This is a genomic window from Corynebacterium sp. KPL2838, assembly GCF_040225455.1.
Classification (GTDB): domain Bacteria; phylum Actinomycetota; class Actinomycetes; order Mycobacteriales; family Mycobacteriaceae; genus Corynebacterium; species Corynebacterium rhinophilum.
Genome location: NZ_JBEHFT010000012.1, coordinates 26,505 through 40,498, shown reverse-complemented (window position 1 = coordinate 40,498; position 13,994 = coordinate 26,505). Strand labels below are relative to the sequence as shown.

The following is a 13,994-nucleotide window of genomic DNA, read 5'->3' as shown; positions in this document are numbered from 1 at the left end:
GGGATAAGAAATGACAGAAGAGAAACTGCCGACGGTGCTCGAGGGGATTGTGGCTCAGCGCCGCACACACCTTGCCGGCATTCGCGAACGCATCGCGCACGTAGACGTAGACAGGCTTGAGCCGTCCCGTTGTTCGCTTTTTGCCGCGCTCAATGGCACTAACCGCTTCATCATGGAGTGCAAGTCTGCGTCGCCATCCCTCGGAATGATTCGCGAGGATTACCGCCCCGGCGATATCGCGCGCATCTATTCCCGCTATGCGGATGCAATTTCCGTACTGTGCGAGCCCGAGCGGTTCGGCGGGGATTACGATCACCTCCAGACCGTGGCCCAGTCCACGCACCTGCCGGTATTGTGCAAGGATTTCATCGTCGATCCGATTCAGGTTTATGCCGCGCGCTACTACGGCGCGGATGCAATTTTGCTCATGATGTCCATCGTGGATGATGAGACCTTTGCGCAGCTGAAGGCTTTGGCAGATAAGTTAGGTCTCGACGTTCTCACTGAAGCCATCACCAAGGAAGAGGTGGACCGCGCCCTGTCCTTCGGGGTGGAGATCATCGGTATTAATAACCGCAACCTCCATGACTTGAGCATCGATCTCTCCCGCACCGAGCAACTCGCCGGGTACGTGCCTGACAATAAAGTCGTCGTTTCCGAATCCGGCATTCGCGATAACCACACCGTCCGACGTTTAGGCGCCCACGCCAACGCCTTCCTCGTCGGCTCCCAACTGACCTCCCACAAGGACATCGACCGCGCCGCCCGGGATCTGCTCTTCGGTGCGAATAAGGTCTGCGGACTCACCGCCGCCTCCACCGCCCAAGCCGCCCGCGCCTCCGGTGCCCGCTACGGAGGGCTCATCTTCGCCCCAGATTCCCCGCGAAATGTTTCACGTGAAACCGCCGAGGAAATCATCGCCGCCGAACCCGACTTGGATTTCGTAGCAGTGAGCCGCAGCGACGACCCCGCCGAATTGCGAGAGATAGCGGCAACCCGTGGGCTGTCCGGAATTCAGTTGCACGCCCCATTCCAAGGCAGCGTGGATGGAGAGCTAGCTTTCATCGACCGTACCCGCGCGGCCCTCGCGGACACCGACGCAGAATTAGTCTGGCGGGCCATCGATATGACCAACCCCCAGTGGGTAGAAATGGCGTCGCAACTCGCCGGACGGGTTGACCGCCTTGTGCTCGACTCGGGTAGGGGAGGGACCGGACGCAGCTTTGATTGGTCAGAAATCCCGGACGACATCAAAGCCCACAGCTTGTTGGCCGGTGGCCTCAACCTCGACAACCTGGATGGCGCGCTCCAAGTGGGAACAGCGGGGCTCGACCTGAACTCGGGATTAGAAACACACCCCGGGGACAAAGACGCCGCCCTGATTTCTCAAGCCTTCCGCACCATCCGATTATTCAATGAACCTGACAAGAAAGATTAACCATGCCCGATTCACGTGAAACACTCCTTCCCGCATACTTCGGGGAATTCGGCGGACAATACGTTCCGGAATCCCTCATCCCCGCATTGGATCAATTGGAGCAGGCTTTTGTCGATGCCCAGAATGATCCCAGCTTCCGCGAAGAACTCGCCGGATTGCTGCGCGATTACCTAGGCCGTCCGACCCCCGTCACCGAGGTTAAGAAGCTCGGCGGCAATGCGCGGATTTTCTTGAAGCGCGAGGACCTCGTCCACGGCGGGGCCCATAAGACGAACCAGGTGCTTGGCCAAGCCCTTTTGGCTAAGCGCATGGGCAAGAAGCGAATCATCGCCGAGACCGGCGCGGGCCAGCACGGCACGGCGACCGCTTTGGCCTGTGCGCTGCTCGATCTCGAGTGTGTGGTCTACATGGGCGCCAAGGATGTCCAGCGCCAGCAACCCAACGTCTTCCGCATGGAACTCATGGGCGCAAAGGTCATCCCCGTCGATACCGGCTCCGGGACGTTGAAGGATGCCGTCAACGAGGCGCTGCGCGATTGGACCGCTACTTTCCATGAATCGCACTACCTACTCGGCACCGCCGCCGGCCCACACCCATTTCCCACGATTGTGCGTGAATTCCACCGCGTCATCTCCACCGAGGCCAAGGCGCAGCTCCTCGAGAAGACGGGCAGCCTGCCCGATCTCGTCGTCGCCTGTGTGGGCGGCGGTTCCAACGCAATCGGCATGTTCGCAGATTTCATCGACGAAGAAGAAGTGGAATTGGTAGGTGCTGAGCCAGGCGGCGCGGGCCTCGATTCCGGGGAACACGGTGCCACCATTAACAACGGCACCGTGGGCATCCTCCACGGCGCGCGCAGTTACCTCATGCGCAATTCTGACGGCCAGGTGGAAGAATCCTATTCCATTTCCGCCGGCTTGGATTACCCCGGCGTGGGCCCACAGCACGCGCACCTGCACGCCACCGGTCGCGCTAAATATGTGGGGATCACAGATGCAGAGGCTCTACAGGCCTTCCAACTGTTGTCCAAAAAGGAGGGCATCATTCCCGCCCTCGAATCCTCCCACGCCCTGGCCTATGCACTGAAGCGCAAGGACGAGGACATCACCATCCTCGTATCACTTTCCGGCAGGGGCGATAAGGACATCGACCATGTCCGCCACACCCTGGATTCCCAGCCCGAACTGCAACTCAAGGAGAACTAATCATGGGCAGCCGTTACGATAAACTTTTTGCCGCGTTGAGTGAGAAGAAGGAAGGCGCGTTTGTACCTTTCATCATGCTGGACGATCCAACTCCTGAGGCTAGCCTGGATATCATCCGCACCGCAGTCGTCGCCGGGGCGGACGCCCTGGAGCTCGGCGTCCCCTTCTCCGATCCAGTGGCGGATGGCCCAACCATCCAGGCCTCCCATATCCGCGCCCTCGATGGGGGAGCAACCCTTGATAGTGCTTTGGAACAGGTGCGGACGATTCGCACGGAGTTCCCTGATCTGCCCATCGGCATGTTGATCTATGGCAACGTTGCCTTCGCCCGCGGGGTGGAGCAATTCTATGCGGAGTTCGCGGAAGCTGGTGCCGATAGCATTTTGCTTCCCGATGTCCCCGTGCGCGAAGGCGCCCCTTTCATCGCCGCGGCAAAGGAAGCTGAAATCGACCCCATCTTCATCGCACCCGCGCGGGCCGCTGAACGCACGCTTGCCGGCGTCGCCAAGCATTCACAGGGATATATTTACGCGATCTCCCGCGATGGCGTGACGGGAACCGAGAAAGAATCTGAGACCACTGGCCTCGATGAGGTGGTTGCCAGCATTCAGCGCTTCGATGGTCCACCGGTGCTGCTCGGTTTCGGTATTTCGTCGCCACAGCACGTCGCCGATGCCATCGCTGCAAACGCTGCAGGCGCCATTACCGGCTCCGCCATTACCAAGATTATCGACCGCCATGTTTCACGTGAAACCAATGCCGCCGGGACGATCAATGATGCGAATGCCTTGCATGCGGAGCTGACCGAATTCATCGCCGGGATGAAGGAAGCGACCAAGAAATAGGGCGCGTCCGAACGGTGGCGCCCCAAAAAGCCCCCTGGCTTCCTCCCAAATTTGTTGGGTGGGGAAGCCAGGGGGCTCAATTGTTTCACGTGAAACTAGGCCGCAGTCTCTGCCTCTTCTTCATTGAGAGTATCGACCTTATCGCGGGCAAACTTATCAACGACCATCGCGATGGCTCCATCGCCGGTGACGTTCGCTGCGGTGCCGACGGAGTCAATCGCAATATAGGCCGCGATCATCAACGCCACCATTCCGTCATCAAAGCCCATCATGTCCGCCAGCAGACCAACGGCTACCATAACGGCACCACCCGGCACGCCTGGTGCGGCGATCATCATGATTCCCAACAGGAAGATAAAGCCTAGGCCGGTACCAGTGCTGATATCCATATTGGCCATAAAGACGATGGCGAATGCGTAAAGCGTCAGCTTCATCATAGAGCCGGACAGGTGGATCGTCGCGCACAGCGGGATCACGAAGCTCGCAACCGGCTTCGAAATGCCGTTGCGCAAGCTGGACTCCAGGGAGACCGGAATGGTTGCCGCAGAAGAAGACGTGCCCAATGCCGTGAAGTAAGCCGGAAGCATATTCCGCAGCGCCTTAAAAGGGTTCTTCCCTGCGATTGCACCGGCAACCACGTACTGGAGCACGAGGTACACCAACGTCATAACCACTGCCAGGATCAGTACCTTCGCAAAGGCAGAGAGGACATCTCCAATATTGCCATTCATACCCAGGCCAAGGAACATGCCGAAAATGTAGAACGGCAAAATAGGAATGACGAATCCCCAAATGACCTTAACCACCACATTTTCCAGTTCCTTGGTGACGGTATAGAGCGTATCGGACTTCACCGTCGTCATAGCGACACCAATGCAGAAGGAGAGCAATAGCGCCGTCATCACCTCAAACGGTGGTGCCATCTCCACCTCGAAATAAGGGGAGAGGGAGCCTTCGTCAACGTCCGACACGTTGGTTACTAGGGTTTGGCCCGCCAACATCGAGGGATAGAGCCACTGTGCCAAGCCATAGGCAATCAACCCCGCAAGAATGGTGGAGCCATAGGCGATGCCCGCTGTAACCCCCAACCATTTTCCAGCGCCCTTGCCTAGACCGGCGATTGCCGGAGCGACGAGGGCAAAAATCAAGACAGGAATGAAGAAATTGAGGAAGTTACCAAATAGCCCGTTAAACGTGGCAAAGGCTCGACCGAACCATTCGGGCGCAAAAAGGCTAACGACGATGCCAAGCACGATGGCGAGAACGATGCGGAAAAGGAGAGAGTCCGCTATTTTCTTGAGATTCATGCAATCACAATCAGGTTAGGTGTTCCCAGTCCGAGAACGCACGTGGGTGCGGTCCAGCGGAAGGAGAGACAACGTGGTGCAGGTGCAAAACCGAGCGAATATCTATCGATCGATCCAAATTGAATATTACCCGAGCCGCCTTATATTTAAGACACAAGCCCCGTAGCTTAATTTCCAATATGGCATTGCAGGATTAAACTAAGGATATGGTCGCAGTGGGAATCATATTTTTAGTCCTTGCCGTTTTCCTTATCGCGGTGGGCGCACTCGCCGCCACCAAGCGGTTGCCCGGCAATAAATACATCGGCTTGCGTTTACAAGAAATCCGAAAGTCGCGAGAAGCGTGGGATAATGCCCACGCGGTCGCCGGTCCCTTCTGGGCCCTAGGCGGAGTATCGCTACTTTTCGGTGGCGTCGTAGCTTTCCGCGCGGAGGGTTGGATGTGGCTCATTCCGGTGACCACTTTCGTCATCGCGATCCTCGCGCTTTCCGTCGGTTCGAACCTTGGATCGCGCGCGGCATTTCTTTATGAGCAAGCGCATGCGGATGACGATGGTTGTGGCGATAGCTGCAACTGCGGCTCCGGCGGCTGCGGTGGGGAGGAGGCCTCCACTGACTCCGTCACCCAACCGGAGGTTGATCTGGGCGCACTCCGCCAGGCCGCCCGGCATTCTGATAATTAAATAATTAGCTTTCGCGTTCCTTCTCTCCCTCCCTTTCCTGTCCGGCAATCGCCACACACAGAGACAGGGGAGGGAGATTGTTTATGACACAGTGACGTTATTACTCTAAGTGGAGGAATCATCACATTTTCGTCACAACTAAATTAAAAGGGTCATGCGGTGATGTACCTATATTGGTCTTTAGCTATAGTGGACCCACTCCACTAAATGCAATTCCTGTGGAAATTCATAGAACTCGCATAAAGGTTCCGCACAGTGCCACTCAGCCGCTACACCTAATACAGGCAAGGGTAGACAATGGGAGGCATGAAGAAAACTACAGCTCTCGCCGCAATCGCCGTCTCCACTTTTAGCATCGGTTCTTATGTCGCCGATTCCCACCGCCTCGATCCCGAGTCACAAGTCGCAGGAGGGGAGGGGCCACACCCCATCGTTAATGATTTGGGTTTAGATTCCGGCACCTATGAACTCACGCCCACCGAGTCTGGTTCCGTCGCCACCTGGAACGGTAACTTTTCCTAATTGTATGTTTCACGTGAAACCTGCACCTGATACTTCCTCGTTATGATTTCCGCACAAGTATTACTACCCGCCGACGAAATAATATTCCGACCTTAAACCATTCAGGATAGAGTAGGGGCTATGGCTATTTGTTCGCGTCGCATGTTTTTGCTCGGATCCGCTACAACTTTCGCAGGTGCGTACCTCGCGGCCTGCGGCTCAGAACCGTCCGCGGAGATCGCGGCTACGGACATTCCCGTAGGCTCCGGAATCATCGTCGATGGGGTTATCTTCACACAGCCGCAAGAGGGGGAGTTTAAGGCCTACTCCCAAACCTGCCCGCACCAACAAAACCCCATTACAGAAATCGACGGTATGACTGCCACCTGCACTGCGCATCATACGTCCTATAACCTGCAAGACGGTTCGGTCATCGAAGGGCCCGGCCGAGACCCACTCAAAGAGTTTGAGGTAAGCCAAGAGGGCGCAAAGGTCACTACCGCGTAAATACCCGCGGATGCCTCACCTTCTACCCGCATGGTTTCACGTGAAACTATGCGGCTTAAAGGGTACACGGGAGAAAATTATCTCCACAACCTTTCGTGGAACCACGCGCGACGGTTTACACTTTTGGTCATGCTGCACAGACTCAAAAAGCCGGATCCGCTCATCGTCCTCATTCTTATTGCCGTGGCAATCGCGATCATTGCACCGGCCCGCGGCACCTTCGCTGACGTCTTTGGCAGTCTGACGAATGTGGCGATCGCACTGTTATTTTTTCTCTATGGCGCGCGGTTATCCACCCAAGAAGCTTTAAATGGGCTCAAGCACTGGCGGCTCCACCTCACCATTCTCGCGTTCACCTTCGTTATTTATCCCCTCATTGGCTTGGCACTGCAGCCGCTCACTGGATTCATTACGGACGATATGTACATGGGGATCCTATTCCTCACGCTAGTCCCGTCCAGCGTGCAGTCCTCAGTGGCGTTTACCTCCATTGCCAAGGGAAACGTATCTGGGGCCATTGTCTCCGCCTCAACCTCCAACTTGGCCGGCGTCCTTATCACACCAGTCCTAGTCATGCTTCTCATGGGTACCGGTTCCGGGCTGCATATCGATACCTCCGTCTTTGGGGAAATCTCCCTCCTACTCCTCGCTCCATTCGTGCTGGGCCAATTAACCCGACGTTGGATAGCGGACCTCGCACAAAGCAAGGCTACAAAGGTGGTGGACCGCGGCTCCATTGCCATGGTGGTCTATTCGGCCTTTTCTAAGGGCGTGGTCGATGGAATTTGCTCCTCCATTTCTGTTTGGGAGATTGTCTTCCTCGTCGTATTCGCTGCGGCATTCGTCATTTTCATGTTGTGGCTGACGCGGTTTATCTCTGGAAAACTGGGGTTTTCTCGCGCCGATACCATAGCGATCCAGTTCTGCGGATCCAAGAAGTCCTTGGCCACTGGTCTTCCCATGGCCTCTGTCATCTTTGCCTCCGGATCGACATCGCTCGGGCTCTTGATTCTCCCACTCATGATTTACCACCAGGTGCAGCTGATGATCTGTTCATTGTTGGCATCCCGGTACGCCCAGCAGGACGAAGAACAACTACACTAGGTGGCCATGGCTAACTACCTTTATGTACGCACCGAACTCTCCGTCCCGGGAGTGGGCTCAGCGGTCCACCTCGCAGAATTAGAAGAACACGATGCCCAGCGCTGCCGCATGCACCGCATGATCGCTCTGGACCCCGCGGACTCCGTCGTCGGGGTAGCGACCCCAAATAGTTCCACGGGAAACGTGGACAAGCCGCAAGAAATGGTTCCGCACCCCGATACCTACGATGAGTTCCCGGATATTAGCGCCCGCTACATGGACCAAGAACAGTTTGAGGCGCTCTGGACGGAAGCTACCACCAAGTTTGGCCTTTAGCTAAGCGCGGGCTAAAGCACCACGTTCACCAGCAGCATGTAGAAAGCGGTACCGCCGAAGATGGATAATCCGGAATCCCGCTTCCACCTGTGCAGCCCGACGGTGACCAACACGCCCAGCAACACTGGCCATAAACCGCCGGTGTCGTCCGCCTGTCCGGCAACGGCATAGACCACCAAGATGGTCATAACGCCCACGGGCATCATCATGCCCAGCAGCGAAAAGAACTCGCTATCCTTCATCCATTTCTTTGCGGAGAAGGGAAGCTCCCGCAATAAAACGGTCACGATGCCTACGGGGATAAGGACTGCGGCAATCGCACCTAAGCTGACTCCAGCTGGCATTTAGTTCTCCTCCTTCGCGGTCGTGGAGGCAAGCGGCTGCAGCCGCCAGGTGAGCGCGTTATCAACGCGAGGCGATAGGTAGCGAATGATGAGCAATAAGAAAAAAGCGCTCAAGGAGACCATCAGCAACTGCCCCGGGGTAATGAAGGCAGCGAGAATGCCCAAGACCGCGGCTGATAGCGGGAGCGACAGATCCTGATTATTGCGGAAAGAGTCCATCGCTAGAACGACGAATAGGGCGACGAGGGCGAATTCCATTCCCTCAACGGAGGAGGGGATTACCTGGCCGGCGAGCGCACCAACGAGTCCGCCACCCACCCACAGAATTTGGCAAAAGATTTGAATACTCAAAATGCGGATGCCGGTAGGCCGCTCCTCGCGCGGCAGCGCCGAGACGATGGCATACGTTTCATCCGTGAGGGCATAGGTGGAATAGGCCTTGCCCACGGGGGAATTAATCCGCTTGCGGGGAAACGTTAGCCCGTAGAAGATATGGCGGAAATTCACCATAAACCCGGTAAGGAGCGAGGAGAGCGCGGAGACTCCGCCGGTAACCATGGAAATGGCGAGAAACTCCATAGAACCGGCGTAGATGACGATGGAAAATATGGGCGTCCACCACCAGCTAAAGCCGGATTGGACCATCAAGAGGCCAAAAGCCAAGCCCAATGGAATTAGCCCGAGAGCCGCCGCCCACGTGTCTTTAATGCCCTTGTGGATTTCCTCGCGCATACGGGTTAGTGTAACCGATCACTTCCTGGCCCCTAGGAATTAATTATCATCCACATTTACGGGATAGGTGGAATACAACGGCAGGGGCATAGGCTGGCGTTTCATGACATCGGCCCATAAATCGGCCTGGCCAGGGGCCACCACGTCCTGCGCTAGGGCCGGTGCCACGAACCATTCACCGGCCTCGATTTCTTCCTCCAGCTGCCCGGGGCCCCACTCGGCATAACCGGCAAACATGCGCATGCCGGTAACCAGCGGCTCGATATCTTCCGGGTTGGAGCGCAGATCCACGTGCGCTAGGCGCGGTGCAAGGCGGCTGAGTTGTTCCTCTTTATCTGGGTCCACGCCTTGCTTAGTCTGCGCCAAGCCCACGACGGATTGTTGGTTGAGCGGGCCACCGATATACAGCGCCTGCGGTTTAGCGACGACGGGCATCCATTCTGGGAGCACGTTAAAAATGGCCACCTCTGAGCGCTTAGTAAGGTCCACGCCGAAGGTCATCATGTCATTGTGCTCAACCAGCAGGATGACGGAGCGGGCAAATTCCGGGGACAGCATCCCCGGTGCGGACACGAGTAGTTGCCCTGGGGCGGGTTCGTTGCGCTCGAGGGCGTTAAATAATCTATCGGCAAACATCACTGTTTAGACTCCCACCACTGGCGCAACTTCGCAATAGCTTCTTCCCGCTCGAGGGGGCCGTACTCCAAGCGCATTTCCTTCAAATAGGACCAGGCCTGACCCACTTCGGGCCCAGGGGAGAGGCCCAAAATCTCCATGATCTCGTTGCCATCTAGATCCGGGCGCACCCGTGCGAGGTCTTCCTTGCGGCCGATCTCCGCAATTCGCTCCTCCAGCTGGTCATAGGTGCGCTGCAAGCGGCGCGCCTTTTTCGCATTGCGGGTAGTGCAATCGGCACGCACCAGCTTGTGCAGGAGGGGGAGAAGATCACCCGCGTCGTTAACATAGCGCCGCACGGCAGAATCGGTCCATTGATTTTCCCCAAAGCCGTGGAAGCGCATGTGCAGGTAGACCAACTGACCAATATCTTCCGTCGTGGCCTTGGGGTATTTCAGCTTCCGCAGCCGCTTCCGCGTGAGCTTGGCGCCCACCACTTCGTGGTGGTGGAAAGAAACCTTGCCGTCGGTGTTATCGAAGGTATCGGGCTTGCCGATGTCGTGCAGCAATGCCGCCCACCGCAATACTAGGTCGGGGCCGTTTTCTTCTTGATCCATCGCCTGGCGCAGTACCTTCAACGAATGCGCATATACGTCCTTGTGCTGTGCGTGCTCGTCCGTGGTCATGCGCAGGGCAGGGATCTCCGGGAAGATATAGTCCGCAATCCCGGTATTGACCAACAGGTCGATGCCATCCCACGGCGCTTTGCCGCACATGAGCTTATCCAGCTCCACTTGAACGCGCTCTACCGTAATGCGCTGGATCTCTGCCGCCATATCGCGCATGGCAGCAACCACGCGGTCTGCCACGTGAAACTCTAATTGGGACGCAAAACGCGCGGCACGCAGCATCCGCAGTGGATCATCGTGGAAGGAGATTTCTGGTTTATCCGGGGTGTCGAGCACCTTATTGGCCACATCGTGAAGGCCGCCGAGAGGATCGTGGAACTCAAAGGTGGCATCGGCAAGCAGCTCAATAGCCATGGCATTGACCTTGAAATCGCGCCGGACCAAATCGCCTTCCAGGCTATCGCCGTAGATGACCTCGGGGTTGCGGGACTGCCCATCATAGGAATCAGAGCGGAAGGTGGTGATTTCTATCTGTTGGCCCTTGTACACGGCGGATACGGTGCCATAGGCAATGCCGGTATCCCATACCGTTTCGGCCCACTCATCCAGGATTTCCTTGACCACCTCTGGGCGCGCTGGGGTGGTGAAGTCCAGATCATTGCCCAAGCGGCCGAGGAGGGCATCGCGCACCGAACCGCCCACAAGGTAGAGGGCATGTCCACGCGCGCTGAATTTCTCCACCAGCCCGCTCAATAAGCCACTGAGCGAGTTCACGGTAGACTCCGCGCGCGCAAGAACGCCGATTAACTGAGTGTCCTGAAAATTCACGGGTGAGAGTCTACTACGATTGGCAGGGATGACTAACCAAGAACAAGGCTCCGCGCAAGGCCCCTCCAAAGGAGGCGGCCGTAGCCGTAACCGGCGCCGGCGCCGGCGGCGGCCGGATAACCGCACGCGCCGCACTAACCAGCAGCGCAGGCAGCAACGCGGTGGCAATAATCACGGCACCTCCACCGTCATGGAGACCCGCGATGAGACATCTGCGGGCGGGCTCGTAATCTCTGGGCTCGCCGAGTGCGTCGATGGCAACGGTAAAGCGGACCTGTCCCGCGTCTACGTAGCGCTGATTGGGCGCTTAGACCGCCGCGGCCGTTTATTGTGGTCCATGCCCAAGGGGCACGTGGAAAATGACGAGGCCAAGGAGGTCACCGCAGAGCGAGAGGTATGGGAAGAAACCGGTATTTCCGGCGAGGTTTTCGCTGACCTCGGCGTGATCGATTATTGGTTCGTCTCTGATGGCGTCCGCATTCACAAGACGGTGCACCACCACCTGCTGCGCTTTGTGGACGGCATCATGAATGATGAGGATCCAGAGGTCACCGAGGTGTCCTGGATTCCCGTTTCTGAACTCATCGAGCACTTGGCGTACGCGGACGAACGCAAGCTCGCGCGCATCGCGCACGATCTCCTCCCAGATCTCGCACGAAAGGAAGCCGACGCAGGGAAAGCGACCCCACGCTAATGCACAAGCGCCTCAAATCACTTGCCGCGGCTGGCGGTTGCGCGGTACTTGCCGGTTGGGGATTGTTCTTACCAAGCGCGGCGGCCCAAATGGACTCTGTTCCGGACGAGCAGATGGATATCCAAGCCTGGTTGGGCGCGCGCGGGCCGGAGCGCGCCGATCTGGATCTTATCGATGCCCAGCCCTTTACCGTAGGCACTGACATGCGGCTGCGCTTCCGCGTGCATAACCCCACCGATCAGCCCTTGGAAGATCTGCAAGTAACGAGCCGCCGCGGCGATAGCGTTGCTGATGCAGCAGAAGCGCGTACGGAAATGGCCACCGGTGATTTTCCTTATTATGGCTCTGGCATGACCACCGCACCGCTGCAGCCAGGTGAAACACGGGAAATAAGCTTTACCGTGCCCAGTGGCTTAGATGCCGAGCGCACCTTGGCAATCAATGAACCGGGCGCCTATCCGCTGCTATTTACCTTGACCGGCACTCTCGAGGGCGATGCGGTGAGCCTAGCGGAAGAGCGATTTGTGGCCCAATTCTCCGGAGAAGGGCCGACTGGTGTCGCGGCGGCCGCGGCACCGGAAGAAGCGGCACCAGAAGAAGAACACGACGATGCCGAGGAGTCCCAACCGCACGATCTCACGGTGGTTTATCCCATCAGCGCGAACCTGGACATCCTCCCCGGCGGGCTTGGGGGAGAAGAGCTCATCTTGTCCTCCGATGAGTTAGGGCACGAACTGCGCGAAGGCGGCCGCCTCGATACGTTGGTTTCTACCTACGAGGATCATGACCTGCAGGGGGCCGGCTGTGTGGCCATCGACCCCGCGCTGCTCGATACCGTCAACCGCATGTCGCAAGGCTATACGGTCAATTCCACGCGCCCCGCGCAAGGCGATCGCCCCAAGCGCCTGCGCGATTCTTGGTCGCGGAGCAGTGACGATGACAAAGGAGAGCCAGGCGAAGCTAAAAATGATGCCGCGCGGTGGCTAGAGCGCCTGCGCGAGTTGGATTGTTTCATCGCCATGCCCTGGGCCAATGCGAATGCCTCTGCGGTGGCTAGGGCCAATAATCCTGCCCTTCTCTTTGAAGGTTTACAGCGCGGAAACCAGACCATCGAGCGCATCCTGGGCAAAGCGCCGGCCAGCAATATCCTGGCGGTAGGTTCCGGTTATATTGACCAAAAATTGCCGGTGCCATCCCTAGTTGCGGATAATTCGAACTGGTCCGGCGAGGCCGCGACTTTCGATGCCTCCCTTGGCGCCCTGCTATCCCAAACCGGCTCCAAGCCACAGACGGTTGGTTATTCCAACCCGGAGCTGCGCTATGACTACTCCAAAGATTCTGCTTTGTCTCGCGCCATCACGGGCGGGGCGGCCCTCAGCCTTGCGGGCGGGGAAGATACCGTGGCCAAGCTTCCCAACTACCTTGACCCAAGCGCGGCCGAGCATGCACTCGCCGCCGCGGAAGACCTGCTCAAGTCCGGCCACTCCCGCCCCCGCGGGATCAGCTCGGTGGAATTGCAACAAGGCGATCCCAACGCTCCTACCGGTAGTCCCTTTATCGATCCGGCGGTCTTTTCGGAGCCGGAATTGGCCCGCGTTGAGCAACAGGCGCGCTATACCGATGAGCTGATGAATATCGTGGTCGATGACCCTGATATCACCATGACGCGCTCTGAATTCGTGCTGCCGCTGCGCCGCGATCTCCTCAACTCGTTATCGCTTAATAATCGCGATAGCTTGGGCACCCACGCCGCGGCGCGCGAGTCCTTTTCCCGCACCATGGAGATGCACTCCAATACGCTGCGGGATCTGCGCGATTCTGTCTCCCTCATCCCCCCGGGAAATGTTTATACCCGCGTATCTGAGTCATCTCCGCTACTCATCGTGGCCGAAAATGGCCTGCCGTTGCCGGTGGAGGCAAAGCTGCAATACGATGCCCCCGATGGCGCGCGGCTCAACACACCCAAAAGCGTCCGTATTCCCGCTAAGGGCTCTATTACTGTATCCATGACCGCTGATATGCCGAAGGACGCGGATCGCACGGACATTGGGCTGTGGCTGGCCACTCCTAAAGATCAGACCATTTCGCAGCCCATCACTATCTCCGTGCAGACACGTGCCGGTATCGTAACCTTATACGCTGCCGGCATAGCCGGCGCTCTCGTGCTGGTTTTGGCTACGCTCTTTCGGCTTGGCCGTCACCGACGCAAAAATCACAAGGCTGAAAAGTAAAAGTTGAAGTTGTATC

At 57.6% G+C, this 13,994-nt stretch carries 14 protein-coding genes and 1 pseudogene; 10 read left to right on the top strand and 5 right to left on the bottom strand.

The window, feature by feature from the left end; genetic code table 11:
* The first annotated feature begins 10 nt into the window (after positions 1-10).
* From trpCF to trpA, 3 genes are read left to right on the top strand one after another with little or no spacing between them, the layout of a single operon-like run.
* Positions 11-1,438, top strand: a complete 1,428-nt coding sequence (gene trpCF, locus ABRP98_RS05845) for a bifunctional indole-3-glycerol-phosphate synthase TrpC/phosphoribosylanthranilate isomerase TrpF (RefSeq protein ID WP_349858002.1) — start codon at positions 11-13, stop codon at positions 1,436-1,438.
* Between the two features lie 2 nt (positions 1,439-1,440).
* Entirely contained in the window at positions 1,441-2,643 is a 1,203-nt protein-coding gene (gene trpB, locus ABRP98_RS05840; RefSeq protein ID WP_284783135.1) for a tryptophan synthase subunit beta, read from the top strand.
* A 2-nt stretch (positions 2,644-2,645) separates the two neighbouring features.
* Positions 2,646-3,488, top strand: coding sequence for a tryptophan synthase subunit alpha (trpA, locus tag ABRP98_RS05835; RefSeq protein ID WP_349858000.1), 843 nt, complete (start codon positions 2,646-2,648; stop codon positions 3,486-3,488).
* A gap of 95 nt (positions 3,489-3,583) precedes the next feature.
* On the opposite strand, the gene ABRP98_RS05830 is transcribed toward trpA, so the two are convergent.
* Complete coding sequence (locus ABRP98_RS05830) at positions 3,584-4,795, bottom strand: dicarboxylate/amino acid:cation symporter (RefSeq protein ID WP_284770803.1); 1,212 nt, start codon at positions 4,793-4,795, stop codon at positions 3,584-3,586.
* A 206-nt stretch (positions 4,796-5,001) separates the two neighbouring features.
* Between ABRP98_RS05830 and ABRP98_RS05825 the strand changes: the two genes are divergently transcribed.
* The 5 genes from ABRP98_RS05825 to ABRP98_RS05805 all read left to right on the top strand — a co-directional run bounded on the left by ABRP98_RS05825 (position 5,002) and on the right by ABRP98_RS05805 (position 7,905).
* Positions 5,002-5,478, top strand: coding sequence for an SdpI family protein (locus ABRP98_RS05825; RefSeq protein ID WP_296089115.1), 477 nt, complete (start codon positions 5,002-5,004; stop codon positions 5,476-5,478).
* Between the two features lie 306 nt (positions 5,479-5,784).
* Positions 5,785-6,000 carry a catechol 1,2-dioxygenase gene (locus ABRP98_RS05820; protein WP_284853906.1) on the top strand — a complete coding sequence of 72 codons (216 nt, stop codon included), beginning with the start codon at positions 5,785-5,787 and terminating at the stop codon, positions 5,998-6,000.
* Positions 6,001-6,120: 120 nt separating this feature from the next.
* The gene (locus tag ABRP98_RS05815) at positions 6,121-6,486 is read left to right on the top strand and encodes a Rieske (2Fe-2S) protein (RefSeq protein WP_349836821.1); all 366 of its coding nucleotides are present in this window, start codon (positions 6,121-6,123) and stop codon (positions 6,484-6,486) included.
* Positions 6,487-6,615: 129 nt separating this feature from the next.
* Positions 6,616-7,590: a bile acid:sodium symporter family protein gene (locus ABRP98_RS05810; protein WP_349857998.1), complete on the top strand. Its 975-nt coding sequence runs from the start codon at positions 6,616-6,618 to the stop codon at positions 7,588-7,590.
* Between the two features lie 6 nt (positions 7,591-7,596).
* Positions 7,597-7,905 carry a hypothetical protein gene (locus tag ABRP98_RS05805; RefSeq protein WP_349839153.1) on the top strand — a complete coding sequence of 103 codons (309 nt, stop codon included), beginning with the start codon at positions 7,597-7,599 and terminating at the stop codon, positions 7,903-7,905.
* A gap of 11 nt (positions 7,906-7,916) precedes the next feature.
* On the opposite strand, the gene ABRP98_RS05800 is transcribed toward ABRP98_RS05805, so the two are convergent.
* From ABRP98_RS05800 to ABRP98_RS05785, 4 genes are read right to left on the bottom strand one after another with little or no spacing between them, the layout of a single operon-like run.
* Positions 7,917-8,249, bottom strand: coding sequence for a branched-chain amino acid transporter permease (locus ABRP98_RS05800; protein WP_349836826.1), 333 nt, complete (start codon positions 8,247-8,249; stop codon positions 7,917-7,919).
* Positions 8,250-8,981, bottom strand: coding sequence for an AzlC family ABC transporter permease (locus ABRP98_RS05795; protein WP_349857996.1), 732 nt, complete (start codon positions 8,979-8,981; stop codon positions 8,250-8,252).
* Positions 8,982-9,020: 39 nt separating this feature from the next.
* Positions 9,021-9,617: a YqgE/AlgH family protein gene (locus ABRP98_RS05790; protein ID WP_349836827.1), complete on the bottom strand. Its 597-nt coding sequence runs from the start codon at positions 9,615-9,617 to the stop codon at positions 9,021-9,023.
* The gene (locus ABRP98_RS05785) at positions 9,617-11,053 is read right to left on the bottom strand and encodes a CCA tRNA nucleotidyltransferase (protein ID WP_349857994.1); all 1,437 of its coding nucleotides are present in this window, start codon (positions 11,051-11,053) and stop codon (positions 9,617-9,619) included. The genes ABRP98_RS05790 and ABRP98_RS05785 overlap by 1 nt, the downstream gene beginning before the upstream one ends.
* A 31-nt stretch (positions 11,054-11,084) precedes the next feature.
* Between ABRP98_RS05785 and ABRP98_RS05780 the strand changes: the two are divergent.
* Positions 11,085-11,747: pseudogene (locus ABRP98_RS05780) on the top strand (NUDIX hydrolase); the annotation flags it as partial.
* Complete coding sequence (locus tag ABRP98_RS05775) at positions 11,747-13,978, top strand: DUF6049 family protein (RefSeq protein WP_349857992.1); 2,232 nt, start codon at positions 11,747-11,749, stop codon at positions 13,976-13,978. The pseudogene ABRP98_RS05780 and the gene ABRP98_RS05775, both read left to right, overlap by 1 nt.
* Positions 13,979-13,994: the final 16 nt, after the last annotated feature.

Bases quoted from the DNA above. Each gene is read 5' to 3' on its own strand.
- trpB (WP_284783135.1), top strand. From the start codon at position 1,441: ATGCCCGATTCACGTGAAACACTCCTTCCCGCATACTTCGGGGAATTC.
- ABRP98_RS05830 (WP_284770803.1), bottom strand. From the start codon at position 4,795: ATGAATCTCAAGAAAATAGCGGACTCTCTCCTTTTCCGCATCGTTCTC.
- ABRP98_RS05815 (WP_349836821.1), top strand. From the start codon at position 6,121: ATGGCTATTTGTTCGCGTCGCATGTTTTTGCTCGGATCCGCTACAACT.
- ABRP98_RS05800 (WP_349836826.1), bottom strand. From the start codon at position 8,249: ATGCCAGCTGGAGTCAGCTTAGGTGCGATTGCCGCAGTCCTTATCCCC.
- ABRP98_RS05825 (WP_296089115.1), top strand. From the start codon at position 5,002: ATGGTCGCAGTGGGAATCATATTTTTAGTCCTTGCCGTTTTCCTTATC.
- ABRP98_RS05775 (WP_349857992.1), top strand. From the start codon at position 11,747: ATGCACAAGCGCCTCAAATCACTTGCCGCGGCTGGCGGTTGCGCGGTA.
- ABRP98_RS05795 (WP_349857996.1), bottom strand. From the start codon at position 8,981: ATGCGCGAGGAAATCCACAAGGGCATTAAAGACACGTGGGCGGCGGCT.
- ABRP98_RS05810 (WP_349857998.1), top strand. From the start codon at position 6,616: ATGCTGCACAGACTCAAAAAGCCGGATCCGCTCATCGTCCTCATTCTT.
- ABRP98_RS05790 (WP_349836827.1), bottom strand. From the start codon at position 9,617: ATGTTTGCCGATAGATTATTTAACGCCCTCGAGCGCAACGAACCCGCC.
- trpCF (WP_349858002.1), top strand. From the start codon at position 11: ATGACAGAAGAGAAACTGCCGACGGTGCTCGAGGGGATTGTGGCTCAG.
- ABRP98_RS05820 (WP_284853906.1), top strand. From the start codon at position 5,785: ATGAAGAAAACTACAGCTCTCGCCGCAATCGCCGTCTCCACTTTTAGC.
- ABRP98_RS05805 (WP_349839153.1), top strand. From the start codon at position 7,597: ATGGCTAACTACCTTTATGTACGCACCGAACTCTCCGTCCCGGGAGTG.
- trpA (WP_349858000.1), top strand. From the start codon at position 2,646: ATGGGCAGCCGTTACGATAAACTTTTTGCCGCGTTGAGTGAGAAGAAG.